Raw genomic sequence first — 24961 nt, 5'->3', positions numbered from 1 at the left:
GGGGGCGGGTGCGCCCCCCTGTGGGCCGCCCCCCCCCCCCCAAAAATTCCCGCCCCCCCCCCCCCCCCCGGGGCCCAACCCCCCCCCGCCACAGGGGTTGTATTGATCTTCCGGGCGAACTTGCCGGCCCAATATTGATCAGTTCCTTACCCATCCCGTGTGAAGGAGCCTCGCGTTTTGTCTCGATTGAGCACTGTATTGCTGCTGTTATTGCTGGCGATGACCGGCACCAGCGCCTACGGGACCGTCGCTGTCCCTGGCACCGCCAAGCCCGACGAACCGCCCGCCGAGCCCGCGCCGCTGGTGCAGGGCGGTCTGTTGGGGGCCATCAGTTCGAGCATCGACGACGTCCAGGACAAACTCGACCTCAACCAGAGCCTGGTGGATGCCTGGCGCCTGCGGGCGGACCGGGCGGCGGACGAGGTGGACCGGCTGGTGGACCAGACGTCCCGCTCGTCCTGGCGCGTGGCGGGGGATTTCCTCTTGCTCTCCGGCGTGTGGCTGGGGACGTTTGCGCTGCTGTGGGCCGGCGCGCGATTGCTGGTACGGCGTCTCGGTCGGCGCCGTTGGTTGCGTACCCGTCAGCGCGTGCACGACCTGCTCGGTTACCTGCTGCCCTATACCTTGCCGGCGGTGGCCTGCCTGCCACTGACCCTCTATATCAGCCACTTTCTGCAAGTCTCGGTCGGCCGTGCCCTGGCGCTGTGCTTCGCCTACGCCACCAGCAGCGGTATTTTCTCCACCTCGGTGTTGCTCTGCGTGATCGTCATGTTCAACGCCGGGCACAAACGTCGCGCGGTGGCGATCATTCGGCGCTTCAGCCCGCGGCCGTTGTTTCTGATTGGCTTTCTCGCCGCCCTCAGCGATGCCCTGACCAGCCCGCAGATCGCCCGGCAACTGGGCGGTAACATCACCAGCAGCGTCGCGGTGTTCACCGGGTTGTCGGCTTCAATGATCTTTGGCTGGCTGGTGATTCACATGCGCCGGCCAGTGGCACACTTGATTCGCAACCGCCCGCTGGCCCAGCGCTTGAAGCAGCCGGCCTTGCAGGAGTCGCTGCGGATTTTCTCCGGGCTCTGGTACTGGCCGATCCTGCTGATGGTGCTGGTGTCGGCGGTGAGCCTGATCGGCGTCGGCGAGGACAACCAGAAAGCCCTGCGTTGTGCCTTGTTCACCACCATCCTGCTGATCGCCACGGTGTTTCTCAGCACCGTGTTCCAACATGTCTTCAAGTCGCCCAAGGCCGAAGCCATCCAGCGCAACAGCGCCTACAAGGGTCGTTTGCTAAGTCTGCTGCACGCCTTGCTACGCATCGTCATGGCGGTGGCATTCATTGAAATCCTCGGACGAATCTGGGGGATATCCCTGTTCGAATTCGCCTCGCGCAATGCCATCGGTCGGGCGATCAGTGATTCGTTGAGCCGCATCGGCCTGATCGTCCTGATGACCTGGCTCACCTGGGTGGTGCTCGACACGGCGATCCAGGAAGCCTTGAAGCCGCCGCTGAACAAGCGCGGCGCACGCCAGCCCAGCACCCGGGTCAAGACCATCCTGCCGCTGTTGCGCAACGCCGCGAAAATCATCCTGGTGGTGATTTGCGCTATCACCACCATGGCCAACCTGGGCATCAACGTCGCACCGTTGCTGGCGGGGGCCGGGGTGGTGGGGCTGGCGATCGGTTTCGGGTCCCAGCAACTGGTACAGGACGTGATCACCGGGTTGTTCATCATCATCGAAGACACGCTGTCCATCGGCGATTGGGTGGTGCTCAGTTCCGGCCACGCCGGCACCGTCGAAGGCCTGACCATCCGCACCCTGCGCCTGCGCGACGGCAAGGGCTTCGTGCATTCGGTGCCGTTCGGCCAGATCAAGGCCGTGACCAACCAGTCCCGGCAATTCGCCTTTGCGTTCTTCTCCGTGCAATTCACCTACGACACCGACGTGGACGAGGCCATCGAGTTGATTCGCGAAGCCGGGCGTTCGATTGCCGAAGACCCGTTCCTCAAGTTCAACCTGCAAGGGCCGCTGGATGTGTTCGGCGTGGACAAGATGGACCTCAACGGCGTGGTACTCACGGCGCAGTTCCGCACCGTGTCGGGTGGGCAGTATGCGGTGAGCCGGGCGTTCAACCAGCGGCTGAAAAAGCTTGTGGATAACCACCCGGCGGTGCATTTTGCGCAGACTTATCCACAGCAGGTGGTGATGCCGAAGCGGTTGGCCGAGGAGCCGAAGGCGGGGGAAGAGGTGCCTGATCAATCTCAATAGTTGAGTTTTGTGGTGGGGCTTATGGCCTCATCGCGAGCAAGCTCGCTCCCACAGTAGGGTTGTGGTGAATGGAAAAACCCTGTGGGAGCGAGCTTGCTCGCGATGAGGCCCGCCCAGACACCCTCAAACTTTCTGAATGAGCTTGTTCCTGACCTCAGCCATCCCTTGAGCATCCAACTCCACCCAAAGCTGCTGCTTGCCGGCAATCAGCGCCGCCACCGGCAACCCATCCCGGTAAACCAGCCGATTACTCGCCAGCGCCGGCACTTTCGCCCCCGGCAGCAACGTGCCGGCCAGGTTCAGCGGATCGACCCCGCACACCGCCACCAGGCTACCGTCGGTGGGGCGGCGGCGGGTTTCGCGCAGCAGTGGGATGGCTTCGGGCAGGGCGAATTGCTCGCCCGCCAGGCCGCTGACAAAACGCCCGCCGCGAATCTCGCCCCGCGCCTCCAGGCGATGAAAGGTGCGCAGCAGCTCGCGCCAGCTCGGCAGCCAGTCGGCCTCGCGCTCCAGCAGGCGCCAGAACACCACGCCGTAACGGCGCAGCAAGGTCATGGCGATGTGCTCCAACGCATCCGGCGCGGTGGGCACGGGGCGGTTGCCCTCCACGGGGGCGGGTGGGCTGCGGCGCAACAAGACCCAGCGTCCGGCGTCGTCCATACCGCCGACAAACGCGCCGCGCCCGCGCCGGCTGCTACGGGCCTGGCGTTTGCTGGCCGGCGTAATCAGGGCGCGCAAGCCGGCAAAGCTGTCGGCATTCACCAACCCGGCGCCCACCAGTTCCTGCAAGGCGATTTCCAGTTCGCTGCGCAGCAGGTGGGCTTCGTGGACCAGCTCATCGAAAAACAGCGCGCCGTGTTCACTGAGGGCCTGATGGACTTTTTGCGTCTTGGGCGACAGTTCATCCAGGGGCGTTTGCCCGGCCAGGCTGCTCCACAACGCCACCTGACTGCGGGGCAGCAACACCACCGGCGTGCTGCGCAGGGCACTGGCAGACGGTTTTTGACGTGCGCTCAGGCGCGTCCATACCCATTTGCCACTGCGGCACAGCTCATCGAGCCAACTGGGCGAATAATCCTTGATCCGGCCGGGCAACAGGTCGCTGTCCCAGGCTGACGCGGCGGCCGGGTAGCCTTCGAACTGGCTCAGGATCGACGGCAGCACGGCATTGCCCCGGCCCTGGGTGGACAAGGACAGGTGCTGCCAATCGAACAGGAACCGCATGAAGTCCTGCAACATCACCGGCTCGATTTCCCGGCGCAGGCGCTTGACCGTGTAGCGGTGGATCCGCGCCAGCAAATGCCGCTCGCACCATTCCTCCTGCCCGGTGCCCGGCGTGAACCGCCCGCGCAGCACGTAGCCTTGCTGCTCAAGCTGCGCCAGGGCTTGGGTGGCCTGCGGGGTCGACAACCCCAACGGGTAGGCGATGGCCTTCAACGGCAACGGGCCAAAGGCGCTGAGGCGGGCGCGAAGCACCTCCACCAGGGCTTCGTCACTGTCCCAGGCTTCATCGAAACCCGCCAATGGTGTGAGTGCCGGTTGCCACCGGGCCTGTGGATAAATGGCTTGCAAGCAGGTCAGGCGTTCCAGCGGCACCCACAAACCACGCTCGGCGCTGATCTGCAGGTGGCTGGCGCGCCCACTGGCCGCCAATGCCTGCAACCAATCCAGCCACGGCACGTGGGCGTCGACTTCGCTGTCGGCGATGCAGGCCAGACTCATCAAGGCTTCGTGCATCTCATCGAGATTGGCCGGCGTCGGCCAGGCCTCATCCCGGACCGATTGAATGGCCTCGGCGTCCAGCGCGCCCAGGTCGTCGGTGGCCTGTGGATCGCTCCAGCGCCGGTTGATCACCGCCTGGGTCCGCCGTTCTTCCAGTGGCGCGTCGTCGAGAAACGTGTAGGGGCGGGCGCTGAGGATTTCCGCCGCCAGCGGCGAGGGCGCCGGCAGGTCGCGGCTGATCAGGCGCACCTCGCCCGCTTCCATGCGCCGTAACAATGCCAGCCAGCCTTCGCTGTCCATGGCTTCGTGCAGGCAATCGTCGAGGGTCTGTTCCACCAGCGGGTGGTCGGGGATTTCCCGCTCGCCGGCGAGGTTTTCCAGGCAGGCGATCTGGTCCGGAAACACGCTGGCGATCAGGTCTTCGCTCTTCATGCGTTGGATTTGCGGGGCGACCTTGCGCCCGCCGGTGTAGCGCGGCAACGCCAGGGCCACGCCCGCGTTCCAGCGCCAGCGCACGCCGAACAGCGGTGCATCCAGCACCGCCTGGACCAGGATCTGCTCGGCGCTGTGGCTGTTGAGGTAGCGCCAGACCTCGTCCAGTTCGAAGCTGTGGCTGGTGGACAGTGAGAGCACGATGGCGTCTTCGCTGGCGGCGGCCTGCAATTCGAAGTTGAAGGTGCGGCAGAAGCGCTTGCGCAAGGCCAGGCCCCAGGCGCGGTTGATGCGACTGCCAAAGGGTGTGTGGATGATCAGTTGCGTGCCGCCGGACTCGTCGAAAAACCGCTCCATCAGCAACGTGTCCTGGGACGGCAGGGCGCCGAAGGCCAGGCGTGCCGGGGCGAGGTAATCGACCAATTGTTCGGCGCTGGCGAGGTTCAGGCGCAAGGTGCTGGTCAGCCAGTCGAGGGCTGGTTGCAGGTGGCCCGGCGTGGCGGCCAGCAGGTGGTCGAGCTGGGCTTGCAGGCGCGCCACGGCGAAAGACAGTTCGGCGCTGCGCCCCGGGGCTTCGCCGAGCCAGAACGGGATGGTCGGCGGTTGGCCCTGGGCGTCCTCGACCCGCACGCGGCCGGTCTCGACGCGAATGATGCGGTAGGAGGTATTGCCCAGTTGGAATACGTCGCCGGCAATGCTCTCCACCGCGAAGTCTTCGTTGACGCTGCCGATGTTCAAGCCCTGGGGTTCGAGCAGCACGCTGTAGTCGGCATTGTCGGGAATGGTGCCGCCGCTGGTCACCGCCGTCAGCTTGCTGCCCCGGCGCCCGCGCAAGGTCCGGGTCACGGCGTCGCGGTGCAGGTAGGCGCTGCGCACGCCTTGGCGGCCATTGAGGCCTTCGGCGAGCATTTGCAGCAGCGCCTGGTAATGCCCGTCGTCCAACTCGGCGTAAGGCGAGGCGCGGCGGAAGGCTTCCAGCAGCGCCTGTTCCGACCATTCCTGGCAACTGACTTCGGCGACGATCTGCTGGGCCAGCACATCCAGCGGTGCCTTGGGGATGTGCAGGATGTCCAGTTCGCCTCGGCGCACGCAGTCGAGCAGGGCGGCGCATTCAATCAAGTCGTCGCGGGTGGTGGCGAACAGACGCCCCTTGGGCGTGCCGCCGACCTGGTGGCCGGAGCGTCCAACCCTTTGCAGGAACGCCGAGATCGAACGGGGCGAGGCGATCTGGCAGACCAGGTCGACGTCGCCGATATCGATGCCCAACTCCAGGGACGCGGTGGCGATCAGCACCTGCAGTTCACCGCGTTTCAGGCGTTGTTCGGCGTCGAGGCGAAACTCCTTGGCCAGGCTGCCGTGGTGAGCGGCCACGGCGTCCTTGCCCAGGCGTTCGCTCAGGTGTCGGCTGAGGCGTTCGGCCAGGCGCCGGGTGTTGACGAACACCAGGGTGGTGCGATGTTCACGGGCCAGTTCGGCGAGGCGGTTGTAGACCAGTTCCCACACGTCATTAGCCATCACCGCCGACAGCGGCACCGGTGGCACCTCGATGTCCAAATCGCGGGGGCGGGCGTGGCCGATGTCGACGATGTCACAGGCACGTCCTTCGCCGACGAGAAACCGCGAGACCGCTTCGATGGGTTTTTGCGTGGCCGACAAACCGATGCGCATCAGCGGTTCGGCGCACAGGGCTTGCAGGCGCTCCAGGCTCAAGGCCAGGTGGCTGCCGCGCTTGCTGGCGGCGATGGCGTGGATTTCGTCGACGATGACCGTGCGGGTGCTGGCGAGCATCTGTCGGCCGGAATCGGAGCCGAGCAGCACGTAGAGGGATTCAGGCGTGGTCACCAGGATGTGCGGTGCGGTCTTGCGCATCGCCGAGCGGTCTTTTTGCGGCGTGTCGCCGGTGCGCACGGCGGTGGTGATCGGCAAGGGCGGCAAGCCCATTTTCTGTAGCTGTTCAGTGATGCCGGCCAGGGGATTCTGCAGGTTGATCTGGATGTCGTTGCTCAGGGCCTTGAGCGGCGAGACATAGACCACCAGGGTCTGGTCCGGCAGGCCGCCTTGTTCCTGGCCACGGTGCACCAGGTCATCGAGCACGGCGAGAAAGGCCGTCAGGGTCTTGCCCGAGCCGGTGGGCGCTGCGACCAGCACCGAGCGACGCTGGCCGATCAACGGCCACGCCTGGGCCTGGGCGGCCGTGACCGCCGGGAAGGTCTGGCTGAACCAGGCACGAACGGCGGGGTGAAAGCCTGCCATGGCGTGGTTGGCTGCAAGGGGCAGATTCATGTGGGCAGTTTAGGCGGGTGGGGTGGGGAAGATGCAAGTACCGTCCGGGATCTCCATTGGCTGTTCCGGCCTCATCGCGAGCAAGCTCGCTCCCACAGGGATCGCATGCACATTGGAGATCCCCTGTGGGAGCGAGCTTGCTCGCGATGAGGGCCCCAAGACCTGTACAAACCCGGTGATCTGCACATTGCGGATGACGGTTGCGCACTAAACCCGCAAAATGCAACGATTCCGACAACGCCTGCGGGCGTTATCGACCAAATTCTTGTGCCAATAGACTGGGCCTGCTGACTTTATGCGAATGCGCCTTATGTTACTGGGCGGCGGAAATGCCCTTGGGCAGGCGCTGATTCGCCTCGGTGCAGAAGAAGACATCGGTTTTCTTGCCCCCCGCCCGCCCGAAGACGGCTGGGATGCCGCGAGCCTGACGCAACTGCTCGACGATACCCGTCCGGACGCCTTGATCAACCTGGCGTACTACTTCGACTGGTTCCAGGCCGAGGCTGTCAGCGAGCAGCGCCTGGCCAGCCAGGAGCGCGCTGTCGAGCGCCTGGCCGAGCTGTGCCAGCACCACAACATCGTCTTGTTGCAACCGTCCAGCTATCGCGTGTTCGATGGCTCCCGCGCCACGGCCTACAGCGAAAAGGACGAGCCGGTGCCCTTGGGCGTGCGTGGCCAGGCGCTCTGGCGGATCGAGCAAAGCGTGCGCGCCACCTGCCCGCAACACGTACTGCTGCGCTTCGGCTGGCTGCTGGATGACAGCGCCGACGGTATCCTCGGCCGTTTCCTGGCCCGGGCCGAACAGCCCGAAGAGCTGTTGCTGGCGGACGACCGTCGCGGCAACCCGACGCCCGTGGACGATGCGGCGCGGGTGATCATTTCGGTGCTCAAGCAGCTCGATTGCGCGGCGCCGCTGTGGGGCACCTATCATTACGCCGGGCACGAGGCGACCACGCCGCTGGCGCTGGGCCAGGCGATCCTCACCGAAGCCCGCGCCCTGCATCCGCTGGCCATCGAGTCGCCCACCCCCCAGGCTCATGCCGCACGGCCGGACGCCGCGGAAGAACCGCAGCACGCGGTGCTGGCCTGCAAGAAAATTCTGCACACTTTCGGGATCAAGCCCCGCGCCTGGCGCGCGGCACTCCCGGGCTTACTGGATAGGTTTTATCGCCATGGCTAAAGGCCCTGTTTTAATCACCGGCGGTGCGGGTTTCATTGGTTCGCACCTGACCGACGCCTTGCTCGCCAAGGGGCATGCGGTGCGGATCCTCGATGATCTGTCCACCGGCAAGCGCAGCAACCTGCCGCTGGACAACCCGGCGGTCGAGCTGATCGAAGGCGACGTCGCCGATGCCGCGCTGGTGGCCCGGGCCATGGCCGGTTGCAGCGCCGTGGCGCACCTGGCGGCGGTGGCTTCGGTGCAAGCCTCGGTGGATGACCCGGTGCGCACCCACCAGAGCAATTTCATCGGCACCCTGAATGTCTGCGAAGCCATGCGCCAGAGCGGGGTGAAACGCGTGCTGTTCGCCTCCAGCGCGGCGGTCTATGGCAACAACGGCGAAGGCGAGCCCATCGACGAAGACACCCCCAAGGCCCCGCTCACACCCTATGCCTCGGACAAACTGGCCAGCGAGTTCTACTTCGATTTCTATCGCCGCCAGCACGACCTGGAACCGGTGGTGTTCCGCTTCTTCAACATCTACGGCCCGCGCCAGGATCCGTCCTCGCCGTATTCGGGCGTCATCAGCATCTTCAGCGAACGGGCGCAGAAAGGCCTGCCGATCACCGTGTTTGGCGACGGCGAGCAGACGCGGGACTTTGTCTATGTGGAAGATCTGGTGGACTTGCTGGTGCAGGCCATCGAGAAGCCCGAGGTGGAAGTGGGTGCGGTGAACGTCGGCTGGAACCAGGCCACGACCCTCAAGCAGATGCTCCAGGCCCTGGCCGCCGTAGTGGGGGACCTGCCGCCGATCAGCTACGGCCCGGCGCGCTCCGGCGACATCCGCCATTCCCGGGCGGACAACCATCGGCTGTTGCAACGCTTCAGCTTCCCTCAGCAGACACCGATGAGCGTGGGCCTGGCGCGGTTGTTGGGGCGCTGAGACTCTCCCCGCCCAAAAAACACTGTGGGCGCGAGCTTGCTCGCGATAGCGGTAGGTCAGTCAACATCTTTGTTGGCTGATCCACCGTCATCGCGAGCAAGCTCGCTCCCACAGGGATGTTTGTACCTTCAAGTCTTGGGTCAGAACTTGTAGCCCAACCCCACCATGTAGACGAACGGATCCACATCGACGTCCACCTTGGCCCGGGTGCCGCCGGCCACGGCGTTGTTGTCCACATAGGCGGTGGTGTCGATGTCGATGTAGCGGATCTGGCCGTTGATCATGATGTTGTCGGTCAACATGTAGTCAGCACCGACTTGCCACGCCATGCCCCAGCTGTTGCTTGCGCGAAAGTTGCTGAAACCGTTGGCGCTGGCGTCGCTGCCGACGTGTTCGTCATAGATCCAGGTGTAGTTGATGCCCGCGCCGACGTAAGGCTGGAACGCCGACTTGGCGTCGAGAGGGTAGTAGACCAGGCTCAGGGTCGGCGGCAAGTGCTTGAGGGTGCCGAGCTTGCCATTGGCCGCGCCCAGGGCGGTGCCTTTGAGCTTTACGTCGTGCTCGAACGGCGAGGCCGCCAGCAGTTCGATGCCCAGGTTGTTGGTGATCATGTAGGCGAAGTTCAGGCCCAGTTGCGTGTCGCTGCTCATGGTCGCCTTGCCACCCAGGTCGGCGCCGGCCAGGGGGCCACGGTCGACCTTGACGCTGGAGCTGTCGGCGTCCGGGTTGACGGTGATCGCACCGGCGCGAACGATGATGTCGCCGGCGGTATGGGCCTGGGCGAGCGGGGCCGCGAGGGCGAGGGCAACGAGGGACGCGCTGAGCAAGGACTTGTTCATGGGGGCTCCAAAGGGCATCGAAATTTGATGTCCCATGGTACGAAGCCGTCTGGCCCGGTCTTTTGACACAGCTCAATGAGTCAGGGGGTGTTTAATTGACTCAGCTCAATGAAATGATGATGAGTCAATTTCGAGGCCCCCTTCGCGAGCAAGCCCGCTCCCACAATAGACCGAGTTTCTTCAGGAAGAATGCGATCAAAACTGTGGGAGCGGGCTTGCTCGCGAAAGCTATCTAACAGGCAACAACTAATAGCCAGATTCACTCCGGCAGCTCATACACATAAATCTTCTCAGCCTCCATCTGATACCCGGCATCGGCCAGTTCACTGGTGGACGGCTTGACCTGCATCGGCCCCTCGACCCAGTACGGTTGGTACAGCTCATCGAGCTTGACCCCGACTTCGCTTTTCACATGCACGATCTGGTTCGACGGCGGTGGCGGCACATGGATGCAGGCGCCGAAATATGGCACCAGCAGGAAATCCGTGGTGCGGCCTTCCTCGCTGACTTCCAGCGGCACGATGTAGCCCGGCAAGCGAATCTGCTGGCCGTCGAGGGCCTTGACCACCGGGGCGTTGGGCAGGTCCTGCTTGGCCGCGGGCGCGGCTTCGGCGGCCAACGCATCACTCATCTTCGACAGGTCATGCAGCGGCGTCATGTTCGGCACTTCCGGCGGTGCGTCCGGCGGGATCATTTCCGACCAGGCCAGGTCCCTCGGCTCGGCCGCCCACAACGGCAGGGTGACCATCATCAACAGCGCTAGCAGGGCGCGGGGCATTTTCAAGGTCCTCATAGACGGATCGACAGGCCGTCGGCCAACGATTGGCGATAGGCGCGCCAGGCCGGCACGCTGCCCATCAGCAGGGCGGCGACCAGGATGCCAGCCAGCAGCGTCCATTCATATTCGTTCGGCCAGCCCAGCGGCAAGTACAAACCGTAGGCCGACTGCACGTAACCCTGGGCGGCGGCGATGCCGATGTACAGCAGTGCCAGCCCGGCGGTGACCCCGGCCAATGCCAGGGCAAAGGCTTCGAGCACCAGCAGCGTCGCGATGTGCCACGGCCGCGCGCCCACCGAACGCAGGATCGCCATTTCCCGGCGACGTTCGTTGAGGCTGGTGAGGATTGCCGTGAGCATGCCGATCAACCCGGTCAGCACCACGAACAGCGAAATCACGAACAGGGCTTTCTCCGCCGTGCCCATCAGGCTCCACAATTCCTGTAGGGCTACGCCGGGCAGGATCGCCAGCAGCGGTTCGCCACGGAACTCGTTGATCTCGCGTTGCAAGGCAAAGGTCGAAATCTTGCTGTTGAGGCCAAGCATGAACGCGGTGATCGCCTGGGGCGTGAGGTCCATGTTGCGGGCCTGGTCGGCGCTGATGCGTCCGTTGCCCTGGGCCGGCACACCGTTCTTCCAATCAACATGGATCGCTTCCATGCCGCCGAGGCTGATGTGCAGCGTGCGGTCCACCGGGGTGCCGGTGCGCTTGAGAATCCCGACCACAGTGAAGGGCTTGTCGTCATGCTTGACCAGGCTGATCGCCGCCACGCCGTGGGCCAGCACCAGTTTGTCACCGAGCTTGTAATGCAGCGCTTCGGCGACTTCGGCGCCGAGCACCACTTCGAACGGATCGGTGGCGAACGCCCGGCCATCGGCCAGCTCCAGGTGTTGCCGGCGGCCGTACTGGTAGTGCTCGAAGTAGGCCTCGGTGGTGCCCATCACCCGATAACCACGATGGGAATCGCCGAGGGACATGGGGATCGCCCACTTCACTTTCAGGTTGTTGGCGAACTGCTCGAAGCTGTCCCAGCGAATGTTGTTGGTGGCGTTGCCGATGCGAAACACCGAGTACAGCAACAGGTTCACGGAGCCGGAGCGGGCGCCGACGATCAGGTCGGTGCCGCTGATGGTGCTGGCGAAACTGGCCCGCGCCTCGGTGCGCACCCGTTCCACCGCCAGCAGCAGGCACACCGACAGGGCGATGGCGAATGCGGTGAGGATCGCGGTGAAGCGGCGGTTCGCCAGGCTGGCCATGGCTAGACGGAACAAATACATCTCAAACCTCGAGTGGCGTGGCGGCACGATTGAGATCGGCCAGCGAGAGGTGGCGGTCGAACAGCGGTGCCAGGCTCTGGTCGTGGCTGACGAACAACAGGCTCGAGCCGGCCTCGCGGCATTCAGCGAACAACAGCCGCAGGAAGTTTTCCCGAGCGTCGTAGTCCAAGGCCGAAGTGGGTTCGTCGGCGATCACCAGTTCCGGTTGGCCAATCAGCGCCCGAGCCGCGGCGACCCGTTGTTGCTGGCCGATGGACAGCGAGTCGGCGCGGCGCTCCAACAGCTTCGCATCGGTCAAGCCCAGGTGGGCCAGCAGCGTGGCGGCGGCTTGATCGACACTGCCATGGCGCTGGATGGCCCGTTGCGCACGCAGCTTGGAGAAATGGCAGGGCAGTTCGACGTTCTCGCGCACCGAGAGAAACGGCAGCAGGTTGAATTGCTGGAAAATGTAGCCGGTGTGGTCCACGCGAAAGCGGTCTCGGCGGCCGGCGCCCAGTTCGCTGAGTTCCTGGCCCAGCAGGCGGATGCTGCCGCGATCCGGCGTCTGCACCCCGCCCAGAAGCCCCAGCAACGTGGTCTTGCCGCTGCCGCTCGGGCCCTTGAGGAACAAGGTTTCGCCGGCTTCCAGGCGAAACGCCGGGATATCCAGCAAGGGCGGATGCCCGGGCCAACTGAAGCCCAGGTCGGACAGTTCGATGAGTGCTTGGGTCATGTTTGTCGCTTCAAAGTGGAACCTGTGGAAGACCTGTGGGAGCCGAGCTTGCTCGCGATGAGGCCATCACATTCAACTGGGTAGCTGACGGTTGGACTGCTATCGCGAGCAAGCTTTGCTCCCACCAGGCTTGCTCCCACATTTGGGTTTTGCGATGAATCAGAATTTCAGGGCTGGCGCCTTGGCCGTCACTTCCACACCTTGCTGGCCGCTCGGGCTGATCAGTTGTACCTGAATTTTCTGGGTGGCCGGGAAGGTTTTGAACAGTGTGGCCAGGTCCAGGTTCTTCAAGGCGCCAGGGGCAGCACAGGTGAACTGGTAGTGGGCATGGATCTCGCTGTGCTCGCCGTGGTGCTCGTCGCCATCAGCGTCCTCGTCATGGTCGTGATCGTGGTCCGGTTCATCGCCAAACAACGGGCTTTCCAGTTCCTGCTGGGCCACGGTGCACGTGGCGGCGGCCGGCAGGTTGAACAGCGCCAGCGGCTTGTCCAGCTGTGCGCGTACGGCGGCGACCTTGGCCTTGTCGGCATCGCTGGTGGCGGCGTGTTCGAAGCCCACCAGGTTCATTGCCGGGCTTTCCAGCTCCAGTTCAAGGGTCTGGCCATCCAGGGCAGCGTTCAATCGAGCGACACCGTGTTCATGGGCGCCGAGGCTGCCATGTTCGTGATCATGATCGTGGTCATGCTCCACCGCCGCGTGAGCGACAGCCAATGGCAGCAAGGCGAACGGCAAAGCGAGAAGCAGACGACGCATGACGAGTCTCCGAAAAGGTTATGTAATCTTATAACGAAAGTGTGCAGAGTTTGACCGGCTGCTTGGCGTCGCGCAAGGGCCATGGGAGCATGCGTACATGAAATATTCAGGAGCACGGTGATGTTGCGGATACGCGGAACCGTCGGCGAATGGCCGGTGGACTTGACGATTGAGATGGATGAGGGCGACTGGGCGCAGCTCGGCGCGCAGTTGCAAGTGGCCAAGTCCGAGAACGTAGTGGCGCCTGCGGCCAAACCGGCGAATCAAGATGACGCCCAGTGGCAGATCGCTAAGGAGCTGTTGCGCAAGGCCGGGCAACTGAGCGGCCCGGACCTGTTGGAACAGCTCGAAGGCCTGACTGGCAGCGCCTCGGCGGGCAAGCGCTTGTTGGTGCGCTTGCGCCATAGCGCCGAGGTCAAGGTGCTGAGCGGCGCCGATACACCGCTCTACAGTTGGGTCGGTCAGTAAAGCGCGGCGAACAGCTTGCGGCGATAGGTCGTCACCAGCGGATGGTCGTTGCCCAGCAGTTCGAACACCTGCAACAAGGTCTTGTGGGGCAAGCCTTCGCTGTAGCCGCGGTTACGCACGAACAGCTTGAGCAGCGCATCGAGGGCCGCTTCGTACTGCTGGCGCGCCAGTTGCTGGATCGCCAGTTGGTACACCGCTTCATCGTCCTGCGGGTCTTTCGCCAGGCGGGCCTTGAGGTCGGCGGCGTCCGGTAGGTGCTTGGCCAAGCCGAGGAACTGGATCTGCGCCTTGGCACCGGCGAGGGCGGCCTTGTGCTCGTCGCTTTTCACCGCGTCGAGTACCGTCTGCGCTTCGTCCAGCTCGCCGCGCTCGGTCAGGCAGCGGGCGTACAGGATCAGGGCCTTGGCGTTGGTGTTGTCTTCACCCAGCAATACCGTGAGCACGGCTTCGGCATCGGCGAAACGACCGTCGTCGAACAGCGCCTGGGCCTGTTCGAACGGATCGGCGGCGGCCGGCGGCGGCATTTGCACATGGGGTTCGAGCATCGTCCGCACCGCCGATTCCGGCTGGGCACCGGCAAAGCCATCCACGGGCTGGCCGTCCTTGAACAACACCACGGTCGGCAGGCTGCGAATGCCGAAACGGGCGACAATGTCCTGCTCGATGTCGCAGTTGACCTTCGCCAGCAGCAGTTCGCCCTGGTAGCTCTCGGCAATGCTTTGCAGCATCGGCATCAGCGCCTTGCACGGCGCGCACCACTCGGCCCAGAAGTCCACCAGCACCGGTTTGTGGAAAGAGTTGGCGATCACCGACTGATCGAAATCGGCCGTGGTGGCGTCGAAGATGTAGGGCGTTTCCTGAGTCATGGGCAATCTCGTAGAGCGCTTGAATGGGGCAACTATACGGCTTGGTGGGGGGTGGCTGAAAGCGGGGTGGCAGTGAGAGGTGTATTGATTGGCAGGGCCTTATCGCGAGCAAGCTCGCTCCCACAGGAATCTCAAGTGTTCATGCGGGCCCTGTGGGAGCGAGCTTGCTCGCGATGCTTCTATGAGTCAGCGCCGAGCGTGGTACAGGCTCACATGCCGAAACTCCTCGGGCTCGGCCAGGTCCGGCAGGGTCATGGCCTGGAGCATTTCGATGCGCCGGTACAGCGGATGCTGGAAATCCCGCACCCGGGAATCGGCCACCAATGCCTCGCGGCCACGGCTGAGGAATTGATCGAGCAGCGGCAGGTTGGCCCGGTCGTAGAGCACGTCGGCGACCAGGATCAGGTCGAAGCGATCAGCCTCGGCGAAAAAATTCGTCGAATAACCCAGCGCCACGCCGTTGAGCGCGGCATTGGCCTGGCAGGCGGCAATCGCCAATGGGTCCAGGTCGCAGGCCACCACTTCCAGCGCCCCGGCCTTGACCGCCGCGATGCCTGCCACGCCGGAGCCGGCGCCAAAATCCAACACCCGCTTGCCCTCGACCCACCGCGGCTGTTCGGCCAGGTAGCGGGCCATCGCCAGGCCGCTGGCCCAGCAGAAACTCCAATAGGGCGGCTCGTGGAGGATGCGCCGGGTTTCTTCCGGGCTGAAGGCGCGATCCATGTTGTCGCCGTCGATCAGCCACAACTTCAAGTCAGTGCCGGGTAGCGGACAAGCCACCAGGCGCGCGTCGCCCAGCAATTCACTCAACGCCCGTTGCAAGTCTTGCGGTGCATTCATGGGGCTTTGACGAATTGCAGGGTGCCCAACGCCTGGGTGGTCGGTTGACTGATGCGTTGCTCCGGCAAGTGCAGGATCAACTGGCCGGACTGGCTGGCGCGGCCACGCAGTTCCACGCGGGCGCCGACCGGGAAGGCTTGCGGGTTGAAGCGCAGGCGGAAGGGCAGGGCCTGATTGGTGCCGATCAGGCTGGAACTGGCGAGCAATTGCTGCGGACGGTCTTTCTCGTCGATCACCAGCAACGCCAATTCGACCTCGGCACCGGCCGGCACGCCTTGCAAGGTGCCGCTCAACTCACGCTGATGCGCCGGCAGCGGCCCCAGCTCGGTGGCCTGCCGGGCCTTTTCCTGGGCCTGTTTCGGCGCGGGGGCCGGAGCAGGAGCGGCGGGCTTTGGGGCATCGCTGCTGCACGCCATCAGCAGGCTGAAAAAACTGAGCAAAACGAGCGATCGTAGCGGCATGTGTGGCTCCAGCAAGGTGAATTCCATGGATCTGACGGTAAGCCCGTCTGTATACCGTAAACCCTATGGCTTGTCTTGCCAGTGGGATGCGCTACCATGGCCCTCCCTTTTTTTGTTGCCTGCCACCATGCACTGTCCCTTCTGCGGTGCCAACGACACCAAGGTCATCGACTCGCGACTGGTCGCCGAGGGCGAACAAGTCCGCCGCCGCCGCGAATGCCTGGCTTGCGGCGAACGTTTCACGACGTTCGAGACCGCTGAACTGGTGTTGCCGCGCCTGATCAAAACCGACGGCAGCCGCCAGCCGTTCGACGAAGAAAAACTGCGCGCCGGCATGCAGCGCGCCCTGGAAAAACGCCCGGTGAGCGTCGAACGCCTGGAAGCGGCGCTGGTGCACATCAAGCACAAGCTGCGGGCCACCGGCGAGCGCGAGGTCAAGTCCCTGGTGGTCGGAGAGCTGGTGATGGCCGAGCTGCAGAAGCTCGACGAAGTCGCCTACATCCGTTTCGCCTCGGTATACCGACGCTTCCAGGACCTGAACGAGTTCCGCGAAGAAATCGACCGCCTGGCCCGCGAACCGGTGAAACAATGACCGCCTCGGCGCAGCAGGCCGTCCTCGACGCCCATTACATGGCCCGTGCCCTGGAGTTGGCACGGCGCGGTCACTACACCACCCACCCCAATCCCCGGGTCGGTTGCGTGATCGTGCGGGACGGGCAGGTTGTCGGCGAAGGCTGGCACATCCGCACCGGCGAGCCCCATGCCGAAGTCCATGCCCTGCGTGCCGCCGGCAATAATGCCAGGGGCGCCACGGTCTACGTGACCCTCGAACCGTGCAGCCATCACGGGCGTACGCCGCCGTGTGCCGATGCGTTGGTCAATGCCGGCGTGGCGCGGGTGGTGGCAGCGATGCAGGACCCCAACCCGGAAGTCGCCGGTCGCGGCCTGCAGCGCCTGGCCCAGGCCGGCATCGCCACGCAAAGCGGCGTGCTGGAAGGCGAAGCGCGCACGCTCAATGAAGGTTTTCTCAAGCGCATGGAACAGGGCCTGCCGTTCGTGCGGGTCAAGCTGGCCATGAGCCTTGATGGCCGCACCGCCATGGAAAGCGGCGAAAGCCAGTGGATCACCGGCCCGGCTGCACGCTCGGCGGTGCAACGCCTGCGCGCCCAGGCCAGCGTGGTGCTGACCGGCGCCGACACGGTGTTGGCGGACAACGCCCGGTTGACCGTGCGCGCCGATGAACTGGGGCTCGATGCCGAGCAGACCGCGTTGGTCATGAGCCGCCCGCCGCTGCGGGTGCTGGTGGACGGGCGCCTGCGGGTGCCGCTGGATGCGGCGTTTTTCAAGGCCGGCCCGGCGCTGGTCGCTACCTGCATGGCGGTGGAAGAACAATACGCCAACGGTCCCGAATGCATGATCGTGGCCGGCGATGACGGCCAGGTCGATCTGCATCGCCTGCTGGTGGAGCTGGCGGGCCGTGGCGTCAATGAGGTGCTGGTGGAGGCCGGTCCGCGCCTGGCGGGGGCTTTCGCCCGGCTGGGGTTGGTGGATGAGTTCCAGATTTTCATCGCTGGCAAATTCCTCGGTTCTTCGGCGCGGCCACTGCTGGACTGGCCGCTGGCGCAGATGAAAGACGCCCCGGCGCTGAAAATCACCGAAATCCGCGCCGTGGGCGATGACTGGCGAGTCATCGCCGTTCCCGTTCCACCGGCCAGCGTATAATTCCCGGCTTTCGCTCAAGCGGCGGCCCGTTCTCGAGGAGGACTCCATGTTTACCGGCATCATCGAATCCATCGGCAGCATCCGTGCACTCACCCCCAAGGGCGGCGATGTGCGGGTCCATGTCGAAACCGGCAAGCTCGACCTGAGCGACGTCAAGCTGGGCGACAGCATCGCGGTAAACGGCGTGTGCCTGACCGCCGTCGAATTGCCGGGCAACGGTTTCCTGGCGGACGTCAGCCGCGAAACCCTCGACTGCACGGCCATGAACGACCTCAAGAGCGGCAGCCCGGTCAACCTGGAAAAAGCCCTGACCCCCACCACTCGCCTGGGCGGGCACCTGGTCAGCGGCCACGTGGACGGCGTCGGCGAAGTGGTCTCGCGCACGGATAACGCCCGGGCCGTGGAATTTCGCATCCGCGCCCCGAAGGAACTGGCCAAGTACATCGCCCATAAAGGCTCGATCACCGTCGACGGCACCAGCCTGACGGTCAACGCGGTGGACGGCGCCGAATTCCTGCTGACGATCATTCCCCACACGTTGAGCGAAACCATCATGGCTTCGTACCGGCCAGGTCGCCGGGTCAACCTGGAAGTCGACTTGCTGGCCCGTTACCTGGAGCGCCTGCTGCTGGGCGACAAGGCCGCAACGCCTGCAGCCGGTAACATCACTGAAAGTTTTCTGGCCGCCAACGGCTACCTCAAATCCTGACCCAAGGGGGTGCCGCGTGGCGCTCAATAGCATCGAAGAACTGGTTGAAGACATCCGCCAAGGCAAGATGGTCATCCTCATGGATGACGAAGACCGCGAGAACGAAGGCGACCTGATCATGGCCGCCGAATGCTGCAAGGCCGAGCACATCAACTTCATGGCCAAGCATGCCCGCGGGCTGATCTGCATGCCGATGACCCGCGAGCGCTGCGAGCTGTTGAAGCTGCCGCTGATGGCGCCGCGCAACGGCTCGGGCTTCGGCACCAAGTTCACCGTGTCCATCGAGGCCGCCGAGGGCGTGACCACCGGGATCTCCGCCGCTGACCGCGCACGCACCGTACAGGCCGCTGCCGCCCGGGACGCCAAGGCCGAAGACATCGTCAGCCCCGGCCACATCTTCCCCCTGATGGCCCAGGCCGGCGGCACCCTGGCCCGCGCCGGCCACACCGAAGCGGCGTGCGACCTGGCGCGCATGGCCGGTTTCGAACCCAGCGGCGTGATCTGCGAAGTGATGAACGACGACGGCACCATGTCCCGTCGCGCGGAACTGGAAACCTTCGCCGCCGAACACAACATCAAGATCGGCACCATCGCCGACCTGATCCACTACCGGATGATCCATGAACGTACCGTTCAGCGGATTGCCGAGCAGCCACTGGACAGCGAACTGGGGCAGTTCAACCTGGTGACCTACCGCGACTCGGTGGAAGGTGACGTGCACATGGCGCTGACCTTGGGCACCGTATGCGCCGAAGAGCCGACCCTGGTGCGGGTGCACAACATGGACCCGCTGCGCGACCTGCTGATGGTCAAGCAACCCGGCCGCTGGAGCCTGCGGGCCGCCATGGCCGCCGTGGCCGAGGCCGGCAGCGGCGTAGTGTTGCTGCTCGGGCACCCGCTTGATGGCGACGTGCTGCTGGCGCACATCCGCGAAACCGCCGACCAGGCGGCGCCGAAAAAACCGACCACCTACAGCATTGTCGGTGCCGGTTCGCAGATCCTTCGGGACCTGGGCGTGCGTAAAATGCGCCTGATGAGCGCACCGATGAAATTTAATGCGATATCCGGTTTCGATCTGGAAGTTGTAGAATACGTGCCCTCTGAATAATGACCTCATTCAATTGAGAAAGGGGCCTCCTGTGGGAGCGAGCTTGCTCGCGATAGCAATGTGTCAGGTAACAACCGTGTTGCTGATCTGGCGCCATCGCGAGCAAGCTCGCTCCCACAGGGGCCTTCGTCCTCGATTGAAGTTAGTATTCGTGGCTAATATCACTGAAGGAGCGCGTATAGAACGCGCTCTGGCTCTTTAAGAGATCTGACGAATGACCCTGAAGACCATCGAAGGTACCTTCATCGCCCCCAAAGGCCGCTACGCTCTGGTAGTGGGCCGTTTCAACAGTTTCGTGGTCGAGAGCCTGGTGGGCGGTGCGGTCGATGCCCTGGTTCGCCATGGCGTGAGCGAAAGCGACATCACTATCATCCGCGCCCCTGGCGCCTTCGAAATTCCGCTGGTTGCGCAGAAAGTCGCTCAAAAGGGCGAATATGCGGCGATCATCGCCTTGGGCGCGGTCATTCGTGGCGGTACTCCGCACTTCGAATACGTGGCTGGCGAATGCACCAAGGGCCTGGCCCAAGTGTCCATGGAATTCGGCGTGCCGGTCGCTTTCGGCGTGCTGACCGTTGATTCCATCGAGCAAGCCATCGAACGTTCCGGCACCAAGGCCGGTAACAAAGGTGCCGAAGCTGCCCTGTCCGCCCTGGAAATGGTCAGCCTGCTGGCGCAGTTGGAGGCCAAGTGATTAGCGACGAAAGCGATCGTTTCAACCCGCGCGATCCAAAGCCTGCGGATGCCGGCAAGCCGTCGAAAAGCGTCAAGCGCCGTGAAGCCCGTCAGCTCGCGACGCAAGCGCTGTACCAATGGCACATGGCCAAGCAATCGCTGAACGAGATCGAAGCGCAATTTCGGGTCGATAACGATTTCAGTGATGTAGACGGTGCTTATTTCCGCGAGATCCTGCATGGCGTGCCGGCTCACAAGACCGAGATCGACATCGCCCTGGCACCTTGCCTGGACCTGACGATCGACGAGCTGGACCCGGTTGAGTTGGCGGTGTTGCGCCTGTCCACCTGGGAACTGATGCAGCGCGTCGACGTGCCGTACCGCGTGGTGATCAACGAAGGGATCGAGCTGGCGAAAGTCTTCGGTTCCACCGATGGCCACAAGTTCGTCAACGGTGTGCTCGACAAGCTCGCCCCACGCCTGCGTGAAGCCGAAGTGAAGGCGTTCAAGCGCTGATTGGCGCTTGAGCGACACTTAATGGGTGAGTTCGAGCTGATCCGTAACTACTTCGCCGCCGCGCCTTGTGCGCAGGGCGGCGAGGGCGTTGCGCTGGGGATCGGCGACGACTGCGCCCTGCTGGCCGTTCCTCCCGGGGAGCAGCTGGCGGTGTCCACCGACACGCTCGTGGCCGGCGTACACTTTCCAGACCCTTGCGATCCGTTCCTGCTCGGCCAGCGCTCGCTGGCCGTGGCGGTCAGCGACCTGGCCGCGATGGGCGCCAAGCCCTTCGCCTTTACCCTTGCCTTGACCTTGCCGACGGTGACCACCGATTGGCTGCAAGCCTATGCCCGCGGTTTGAACCAGATGGCCCAGGCCTGTGGCGTGGCGCTGGTGGGAGGCGACACCACGCGCGGGCCGTTGAGCCTGACCCTGACGGTATTCGGCCATGTGCCTGGCAGCCAGGCCTTGACCCGCGGCGGCGCGCAGCCCGGCGACCTGCTGTGCGTCGGCGGCGAGTTGGGCAATGCCGCCGGCGCATTGCCGTTGGTGCTTGGCCAGCGTCACGCCGAGCCCGCCATCGCCGAGCCGCTGTTGGCTCATTATTGGTCACCGCGACCACAGATTGCCTTGGGCCTGGCGTTGCGGGGCAAGGCCAGCGCGGCGATGGATATTTCCGATGGCTTGCTGGCCGATTGCGGGCATATCGCCCTCGCATCCGGGGTGGCCTTGCAGGTGGAACGGGACCGACTGCCGCTGTCCAACGCTCTGCTAGCGTTTTTTGGCCGGGCGGATGCTGAGCAGGCCGCCCTGAGCGGTGGTGACGATTACGTGCTGTTGTTCGCCGTGCCACCAAGCCGATGGCCGGCGTTGCAGGCCGAAGGCGGGCCGATCCATGTGATCGGCAGCGTACTGGCCGGACAGGGCGTCACGCTGGTCGACGACGTCGGGCACGACATCACCCCGCAAACACGGGGCTATCAACATTTTCGGGAGACACCGTGACAGATCATCCCAACCAGGTCCCGGCAGAGTTCGTTCCGCCTTCGGTCTGGCGCAATCCCTGGCATTTCCTGGCGTTTGGCTTCGGTTCGGGCACTTTACCCAAAGCGCCGGGCACCTGGGGCTCGCTGGTTGCGCTACCCTTCATACCGTTGTGGCAGATGTTGCCGGACTGGGGCTACTGGTTGATGCTGGGCATCACCATGCTGTTTGGCTTCTGGCTATGTGGCAAAGTGGCGGACGACCTGAGGGTGCACGATCATGAAGGTATCGTCTGGGACGAAATGGTCGGCATGTGGATCACCTTGTGGTTGGTACCGGAGGGCTGGTACTGGTTGCTGACGGGATTTCTGGTGTTCCGTTTCTTCGATATCCTCAAGCCGTGGCCGATCCGCTGGATCGACCGGCATGTGCACGGAGGTGTCGGGATCATGCTTGACGATGTACTGGCCGGGGTTTTCGCCTGGCTGGCAATGCAGGGATTGGTGTGGTGTTTCACCTGAAGGAGCCAGGCATGGGCGTAAGCCGCGCACTACTGCTGTTGCTGTGTTTGGGAGCCTGTGTGGCAGCGGGGGCGGCCCAGTCGGCGCCATTGCCCGCCAAGGTCCGCGCGGCCAGCGAGGAGTGGGCCGACTACACCCAGGCCGATGGCCAGGGCATGGGCTGGGATATCTTGCGGGCGGTGTTCGAGCCCGAAGGCGTCAAGCTGGAAATCCGCAGTGTGCCCTACACCCGCTCGATCGGGTTGGTACAGCGTGGCGAAGTTGACGTGCAGGTCGGCGCCTATCGGGATGAGTCCGAAGGCGTGCTCTACCCGAGGTGGCACTACGACGTCGATCATATCTATGCCCTGGGGTTGGCCTCCAAGCCGACGCCCACCCTGGCGACGATTGGCAACTATCGGCTGGTATGGATGCGCGGGTACGAATACAACAATTACCTGCCCAACATCCGGCGTTTCAATGAGATCCACCGGGCGGTGGGTATCTTGCCGATGCTGATTCATGAGCGAGCGGATTTCTACATCGATGCGTCGATGGAAATCGAAGAAGTGCTCGCCAAGGCCGATGATCCCAAGCAATTCAAACTCTCACCGTTGATTAATTTGCCGCTGTACCTGGGCTTCGCCAACACTGAAAACGGTCGTGTGCTGCGTGCGCTGTTTGACCAGCGCATGGAAGTGTTGGTGAAGAGCGGCCAGTTGAAGCCGATTTTCGAACAGTGGAAGCAACCCTATCCTTTTGACGAGCACGGCAAGCCACCGAAGCCTTGATCAAACTTTTCGATACTAGTGGCCTGTGTGGTCAGTTCTGTTAGTCAACTTCGGCGCCAGAAGCCCATATCCTGCGTTGCTGCTCCTCGCCATAGCGGGCTATGACTCGTCACAGCGCCTTGGTTATGGACTTCTGGCATCCGAATTTGAACTAACGAACTAACCACACAGGCCACTGGCCGATAATTCAGCCTAAGCGTCTGCCGGATCGTGCTGTTACAATGCCCGTCTCTGCGAATCTCCAGTACTAGATCAGGAGCACACCGGTGCCTGTCGTTTTTGTTGCCGCTTCCAAGCTGCCAACGCCCTTTGCGCAATTCACCATGCATGGTTTTCTCGATGAGGCCACCGGCCGTGAGCACGTCGTGCTGAGCCTGGGTGATGTCGCCGACGGTTCTGCGGTGCTGGGCCGCTTGCATTCCGAATGCCTGACGGGCGATGCATTGTTCAGCCAGCGCTGCGATTGCGGTTCGCAACTCGAGGCCGCGCTGCAGGCCATCGCCCGGGAAGGCCGTGGCGTGTTGCTGTACCTGCGCCAGGAAGGCCGTGGCATTGGCCTGTTGAACAAGATCCGCGCCTATGAGCTGCAAGACGGCGGCGCCGATACCGTGGAAGCCAACGAACGCCTGGGCTTTGCCGCCGACCTGCGTGACTACAGCATATGCCTGCCGATGCTGGAGCACCTGGGCGTCAAGTCGCTGCGCTTGATGACCAACAACCCGCGCAAGGTCAAGGCGTTGACCGACATGGGTATCGTGGTGGCCGAGCGTGTGCCGCTGCACACCGGTCACAACCCCCACAACAAACTCTACCTGGCGACCAAGGCCAGCAAGCTCGACCACATGATGGGCAACGAGCACCAGGGCGAGGTTGATCGGGCGTGACGCGCGGTCAGGTTCGGCGGCGGCTGTCGGTCAGTTGGTGGCAATACCTGGCCCTGGCCTTGCTGCCCTTGTTTGTTATCAACGCGGTGTTCGGCCAGGGCGAAGCGATTCTGCCGGTGCTGGCGATGCCGCTGTTCATTGCCGGCGTGGCGTCGATGTTTGTCAGCCTGCGCTTCTTCGGGCCGTATAAACAGGCCTTGATCACCACCCAGAAAGCCCTCGACACGCCCGAAGAACCCCAGGCCTGGATTGATTTGGCGGCCCGTCGCCGCGCCGCTTTGCTGGTGGCCGGGTTGCCGGCCTGGGTTGGCGCCCTGGCGGTGTTCGTTGGGCTGGAAGCGGTGCCGTTGATGCTGCTGGCCTTGTCGACCGCCGTGTTGTTCTACCTGTACCGCATCCCGCGTCAACTCGGCTGATGAGCCGCTGGCTGGCGGTCTTGCTGCTGGCCGTCAGCGCCTCGACGATGGCGGCCTCGCGGGTCGTCAGTCTCGCGCCCTCGCTGTCGGAAATCGTCGTTGAGCTGGATTCCGCCGACCTGTTGGTAGGCGTGCTGGATGGCGGTGAGCGTCCGCCGGTGCTCAAGGCAGTGCCCTCGGTGGGTCGTTACGGGCAACTGGAGATGGAGCGCTTGCTCAGCCTCAAGCCCGATCTTCTCCTGCTCTGGCCCGGCAGTGTCGGCCCGGCCCAGCGCGAGCAGCTTAAAACGCTGGGCATTCCCATCTATACCGCCGAGCCTCGCAGCCTCGACCAACTCATCACGCAAATCGAAACCATCGCCTTGCAACTCGGTCGTCCGGAGCGCGGCGTGCAGCGGGCGGCGCAGTTGCGCGTGCGTCTCGAGGGGTTACGCCAGCGCTATCGACGGGACCCGCCGTTGCCGGTGTTCTACCAAGTCTGGGACCGGCCGCTATACACCGTCGGTGGCAGGCAGATCATCAGTGATGCGCTGGCGGTGTGCGGGGCGCGCAACGTCTTCGCCGACCTGAGCGTGCCGGCTCCGCAGGTGAGTGTGGAAGCGGTGCTGCAGCGCAATCCGCAAGTCATCCTCGCTACGGAGCAGGCGCAGCTCAATGCCTGGAAAACCTGGCCGGTGGCGCAGGGGCGATTGCTGCTGGTCAACGACAAGGGGCTGGAACGGCCCAGTGGGCAGATGATCGAGGCGACGGCGCGGTTGTGTGAGTTGATTGCGCCAGATCGGTAGACCGCGGCGCCTGCAATCGCGAGCAAGCTCGCTCCCACAGAGGATGTGTGGCGAGCGCCAATTCCATATTCACAACAGGCCAACTGTGGGAGCG

General features: G+C 64.0%; 25 protein-coding genes. 16 read left to right on the top strand and 9 right to left on the bottom strand.

All coding sequences use genetic code 11. The features are described 5' to 3' along the window. Positions 1 to 177: 177 nt before the first annotated feature. Positions 178 to 2265, top strand: coding sequence for a mechanosensitive ion channel family protein (locus ACIPQ1_RS24980; RefSeq protein WP_411385771.1), 2088 nt, complete (start codon positions 178 to 180; stop codon positions 2263 to 2265). Between the two features lie 123 nt (positions 2266 to 2388). On the opposite strand, the gene ACIPQ1_RS24975 is transcribed toward ACIPQ1_RS24980, so the two are convergent. Continuing rightward, positions 2389 to 6702: a DEAD/DEAH box helicase gene (locus ACIPQ1_RS24975; protein WP_446534974.1), complete on the bottom strand. Its 4314-nt coding sequence runs from the start codon at positions 6700 to 6702 to the stop codon at positions 2389 to 2391. Between the two features lie 295 nt (positions 6703 to 6997). On the opposite strand from ACIPQ1_RS24975, the gene ACIPQ1_RS24970 reads away from it, so the two are divergent. Both ACIPQ1_RS24970 and ACIPQ1_RS24965 read left to right on the top strand, forming a co-directional pair. Beyond that, a complete protein-coding gene (locus ACIPQ1_RS24970; protein ID WP_053188636.1) occupies positions 6998 to 7882 on the top strand; it encodes a sugar nucleotide-binding protein in 885 nt (294 codons plus the stop codon). Further along, positions 7875 to 8804 (top strand): NAD-dependent epimerase/dehydratase family protein, encoded by a 930-nt coding sequence (locus ACIPQ1_RS24965; protein WP_250962624.1) that lies wholly within the window; start codon positions 7875 to 7877, stop codon positions 8802 to 8804. Before ACIPQ1_RS24970 ends, ACIPQ1_RS24965 begins: the two co-directional genes overlap by 8 nt. A 140-nt stretch (positions 8805 to 8944) precedes the next feature. Here ACIPQ1_RS24965 and ACIPQ1_RS24960 read toward each other — a convergent pair whose 3' ends face one another. The 5 genes from ACIPQ1_RS24960 to ACIPQ1_RS24940 all read right to left on the bottom strand — a co-directional run bounded on the left by ACIPQ1_RS24960 (position 8945) and on the right by ACIPQ1_RS24940 (position 13163). Next, positions 8945 to 9643 carry an OmpW/AlkL family protein gene (locus ACIPQ1_RS24960; protein ID WP_186707695.1) on the bottom strand — a complete coding sequence of 233 codons (699 nt, stop codon included), beginning with the start codon at positions 9641 to 9643 and terminating at the stop codon, positions 8945 to 8947. Between the two features lie 259 nt (positions 9644 to 9902). After that, positions 9903 to 10421 carry a DUF3299 domain-containing protein gene (locus ACIPQ1_RS24955; protein ID WP_186707693.1) on the bottom strand — a complete coding sequence of 173 codons (519 nt, stop codon included), beginning with the start codon at positions 10419 to 10421 and terminating at the stop codon, positions 9903 to 9905. 11 nt (positions 10422 to 10432) lie between these two features. Next, entirely contained in the window at positions 10433 to 11698 is a 1266-nt protein-coding gene (locus ACIPQ1_RS24950) for an ABC transporter permease (RefSeq protein WP_446534973.1), read from the bottom strand. Between the two features lies 1 nt (position 11699). Then, positions 11700 to 12410, bottom strand: coding sequence for an ABC transporter ATP-binding protein (locus ACIPQ1_RS24945; RefSeq protein ID WP_186707691.1), 711 nt, complete (start codon positions 12408 to 12410; stop codon positions 11700 to 11702). 159 nt (positions 12411 to 12569) lie between these two features. Continuing rightward, on the bottom strand, positions 12570 to 13163 hold the full coding sequence (locus ACIPQ1_RS24940; protein ID WP_446534972.1) for a DUF2796 domain-containing protein: 594 nt from the start codon (positions 13161 to 13163) through the stop codon (positions 12570 to 12572). Positions 13164 to 13283: 120 nt separating this feature from the next. Here ACIPQ1_RS24940 and ACIPQ1_RS24935 point away from each other — a divergent pair, with 120 nt between their 5' ends. Continuing rightward, entirely contained in the window at positions 13284 to 13631 is a 348-nt protein-coding gene (locus tag ACIPQ1_RS24935) for a hypothetical protein (protein ID WP_411385766.1), read from the top strand. On the opposite strand, the gene trxA is transcribed toward ACIPQ1_RS24935, so the two are convergent. From trxA to ACIPQ1_RS24920, 3 genes are all read right to left on the bottom strand, one after another. After that, on the bottom strand, positions 13625 to 14497 hold the full coding sequence (gene trxA, locus ACIPQ1_RS24930; RefSeq protein WP_186707688.1) for a thioredoxin: 873 nt from the start codon (positions 14495 to 14497) through the stop codon (positions 13625 to 13627). The two genes, ACIPQ1_RS24935 and trxA, sit on opposite strands and share 7 nt — an antisense overlap. 186 nt (positions 14498 to 14683) lie before the next feature. Next, positions 14684 to 15337, bottom strand: a complete 654-nt coding sequence (locus ACIPQ1_RS24925; RefSeq protein WP_446534971.1) for a class I SAM-dependent methyltransferase — start codon at positions 15335 to 15337, stop codon at positions 14684 to 14686. Then, positions 15334 to 15798, bottom strand: a complete 465-nt coding sequence (locus tag ACIPQ1_RS24920) for a YbaY family lipoprotein (protein ID WP_186707686.1) — start codon at positions 15796 to 15798, stop codon at positions 15334 to 15336. Before ACIPQ1_RS24920 ends, ACIPQ1_RS24925 begins: the two co-directional genes overlap by 4 nt. 127 nt (positions 15799 to 15925) lie before the next feature. On the opposite strand from ACIPQ1_RS24920, the gene nrdR reads away from it, so the two are divergent. The 12 genes from nrdR (at position 15926) to ACIPQ1_RS24860 (ending at position 24867) form a co-directional block, all read left to right on the top strand. Beyond that, positions 15926 to 16390, top strand: coding sequence for a transcriptional regulator NrdR (gene nrdR, locus ACIPQ1_RS24915; protein ID WP_163006734.1), 465 nt, complete (start codon positions 15926 to 15928; stop codon positions 16388 to 16390). Then, a complete protein-coding gene (gene ribD, locus ACIPQ1_RS24910; protein ID WP_186707685.1) occupies positions 16387 to 17520 on the top strand; it encodes a bifunctional diaminohydroxyphosphoribosylaminopyrimidine deaminase/5-amino-6-(5-phosphoribosylamino)uracil reductase RibD in 1134 nt (377 codons plus the stop codon). Before nrdR ends, ribD begins: the two co-directional genes overlap by 4 nt. 46 nt (positions 17521 to 17566) lie before the next feature. Further along, positions 17567 to 18229 carry a riboflavin synthase gene (locus ACIPQ1_RS24905; RefSeq protein WP_186729645.1) on the top strand — a complete coding sequence of 221 codons (663 nt, stop codon included), beginning with the start codon at positions 17567 to 17569 and terminating at the stop codon, positions 18227 to 18229. 16 nt (positions 18230 to 18245) lie between these two features. Continuing rightward, positions 18246 to 19337, top strand: a complete 1092-nt coding sequence (ribBA, locus tag ACIPQ1_RS24900) for a bifunctional 3,4-dihydroxy-2-butanone-4-phosphate synthase/GTP cyclohydrolase II (protein ID WP_053125811.1) — start codon at positions 18246 to 18248, stop codon at positions 19335 to 19337. A 214-nt stretch (positions 19338 to 19551) separates the two neighbouring features. Continuing rightward, complete coding sequence (ribH, locus tag ACIPQ1_RS24895; protein WP_003206025.1) at positions 19552 to 20028, top strand: 6,7-dimethyl-8-ribityllumazine synthase; 477 nt, start codon at positions 19552 to 19554, stop codon at positions 20026 to 20028. After that, a complete protein-coding gene (nusB, locus tag ACIPQ1_RS24890) occupies positions 20025 to 20525 on the top strand; it encodes a transcription antitermination factor NusB (RefSeq protein ID WP_186707683.1) in 501 nt (166 codons plus the stop codon). The genes ribH and nusB overlap by 4 nt, the downstream gene beginning before the upstream one ends. 21 nt (positions 20526 to 20546) lie before the next feature. Then, complete coding sequence (thiL, locus tag ACIPQ1_RS24885; protein ID WP_411385763.1) at positions 20547 to 21512, top strand: thiamine-phosphate kinase; 966 nt, start codon at positions 20547 to 20549, stop codon at positions 21510 to 21512. Further along, on the top strand, positions 21509 to 22012 hold the full coding sequence (locus ACIPQ1_RS24880) for a phosphatidylglycerophosphatase A family protein (RefSeq protein ID WP_053125805.1): 504 nt from the start codon (positions 21509 to 21511) through the stop codon (positions 22010 to 22012). The genes thiL and ACIPQ1_RS24880 overlap by 4 nt, the downstream gene beginning before the upstream one ends. Before the next feature lie 11 nt (positions 22013 to 22023). After that, a complete protein-coding gene (locus tag ACIPQ1_RS24875) occupies positions 22024 to 22782 on the top strand; it encodes a substrate-binding periplasmic protein (protein ID WP_411385762.1) in 759 nt (252 codons plus the stop codon). A 266-nt stretch (positions 22783 to 23048) separates the two neighbouring features. Further along, positions 23049 to 23666 (top strand): GTP cyclohydrolase II, encoded by a 618-nt coding sequence (gene ribA / locus ACIPQ1_RS24870; RefSeq protein WP_250962612.1) that lies wholly within the window; start codon positions 23049 to 23051, stop codon positions 23664 to 23666. Then, positions 23663 to 24082 carry an MFS transporter gene (locus tag ACIPQ1_RS24865; protein ID WP_411385761.1) on the top strand — a complete coding sequence of 140 codons (420 nt, stop codon included), beginning with the start codon at positions 23663 to 23665 and terminating at the stop codon, positions 24080 to 24082. Before ribA ends, ACIPQ1_RS24865 begins: the two co-directional genes overlap by 4 nt. Further along, complete coding sequence (locus ACIPQ1_RS24860; RefSeq protein ID WP_411385760.1) at positions 24082 to 24867, top strand: cobalamin-binding protein; 786 nt, start codon at positions 24082 to 24084, stop codon at positions 24865 to 24867. Before ACIPQ1_RS24865 ends, ACIPQ1_RS24860 begins: the two co-directional genes overlap by 1 nt. Positions 24868 to 24961 lie beyond the last annotated feature (94 nt).

The organism is Pseudomonas sp. LARHCG127 (assembly GCF_052871455.1).
Note: the sequence above shows the minus strand (reverse complement) of the source record. Positions and strands in the feature narration are given on the sequence as shown.

What these genes read in the sequence shown, in the direction of transcription:
- ACIPQ1_RS24975 (WP_446534974.1), bottom strand. Translation starts at nt 6,702, where the DNA reads ATGAATCTGCCCCTTGCAGCCAACCACGCCATGGCAGGCTTTCACCCC.
- ACIPQ1_RS24970 (WP_053188636.1), top strand. Translation starts at nt 6,998, where the DNA reads ATGCGAATGCGCCTTATGTTACTGGGCGGCGGAAATGCCCTTGGGCAG.
- ACIPQ1_RS24965 (WP_250962624.1), top strand. Translation starts at nt 7,875, where the DNA reads ATGGCTAAAGGCCCTGTTTTAATCACCGGCGGTGCGGGTTTCATTGGT.
- ACIPQ1_RS24960 (WP_186707695.1), bottom strand. Translation starts at nt 9,643, where the DNA reads ATGAACAAGTCCTTGCTCAGCGCGTCCCTCGTTGCCCTCGCCCTCGCG.
- ACIPQ1_RS24955 (WP_186707693.1), bottom strand. Translation starts at nt 10,421, where the DNA reads ATGCCCCGCGCCCTGCTAGCGCTGTTGATGATGGTCACCCTGCCGTTG.
- ACIPQ1_RS24950 (WP_446534973.1), bottom strand. Translation starts at nt 11,698, where the DNA reads ATGTATTTGTTCCGTCTAGCCATGGCCAGCCTGGCGAACCGCCGCTTC.
- ACIPQ1_RS24945 (WP_186707691.1), bottom strand. Translation starts at nt 12,410, where the DNA reads ATGACCCAAGCACTCATCGAACTGTCCGACCTGGGCTTCAGTTGGCCC.
- ACIPQ1_RS24940 (WP_446534972.1), bottom strand. Translation starts at nt 13,163, where the DNA reads ATGCGTCGTCTGCTTCTCGCTTTGCCGTTCGCCTTGCTGCCATTGGCT.
- ACIPQ1_RS24935 (WP_411385766.1), top strand. Translation starts at nt 13,284, where the DNA reads ATGTTGCGGATACGCGGAACCGTCGGCGAATGGCCGGTGGACTTGACG.
- trxA (WP_186707688.1), bottom strand. Translation starts at nt 14,497, where the DNA reads ATGACTCAGGAAACGCCCTACATCTTCGACGCCACCACGGCCGATTTC.
- ACIPQ1_RS24925 (WP_446534971.1), bottom strand. Translation starts at nt 15,337, where the DNA reads ATGAATGCACCGCAAGACTTGCAACGGGCGTTGAGTGAATTGCTGGGC.
- ACIPQ1_RS24920 (WP_186707686.1), bottom strand. Translation starts at nt 15,798, where the DNA reads ATGCCGCTACGATCGCTCGTTTTGCTCAGTTTTTTCAGCCTGCTGATG.
- nrdR (WP_163006734.1), top strand. Translation starts at nt 15,926, where the DNA reads ATGCACTGTCCCTTCTGCGGTGCCAACGACACCAAGGTCATCGACTCG.
- ribD (WP_186707685.1), top strand. Translation starts at nt 16,387, where the DNA reads ATGACCGCCTCGGCGCAGCAGGCCGTCCTCGACGCCCATTACATGGCC.
- ACIPQ1_RS24905 (WP_186729645.1), top strand. Translation starts at nt 17,567, where the DNA reads ATGTTTACCGGCATCATCGAATCCATCGGCAGCATCCGTGCACTCACC.
- ribH (WP_003206025.1), top strand. Translation starts at nt 19,552, where the DNA reads ATGACCCTGAAGACCATCGAAGGTACCTTCATCGCCCCCAAAGGCCGC.
- thiL (WP_411385763.1), top strand. Translation starts at nt 20,547, where the DNA reads ATGGGTGAGTTCGAGCTGATCCGTAACTACTTCGCCGCCGCGCCTTGT.
- ACIPQ1_RS24875 (WP_411385762.1), top strand. Translation starts at nt 22,024, where the DNA reads ATGGGCGTAAGCCGCGCACTACTGCTGTTGCTGTGTTTGGGAGCCTGT.
- ACIPQ1_RS24860 (WP_411385760.1), top strand. Translation starts at nt 24,082, where the DNA reads ATGAGCCGCTGGCTGGCGGTCTTGCTGCTGGCCGTCAGCGCCTCGACG.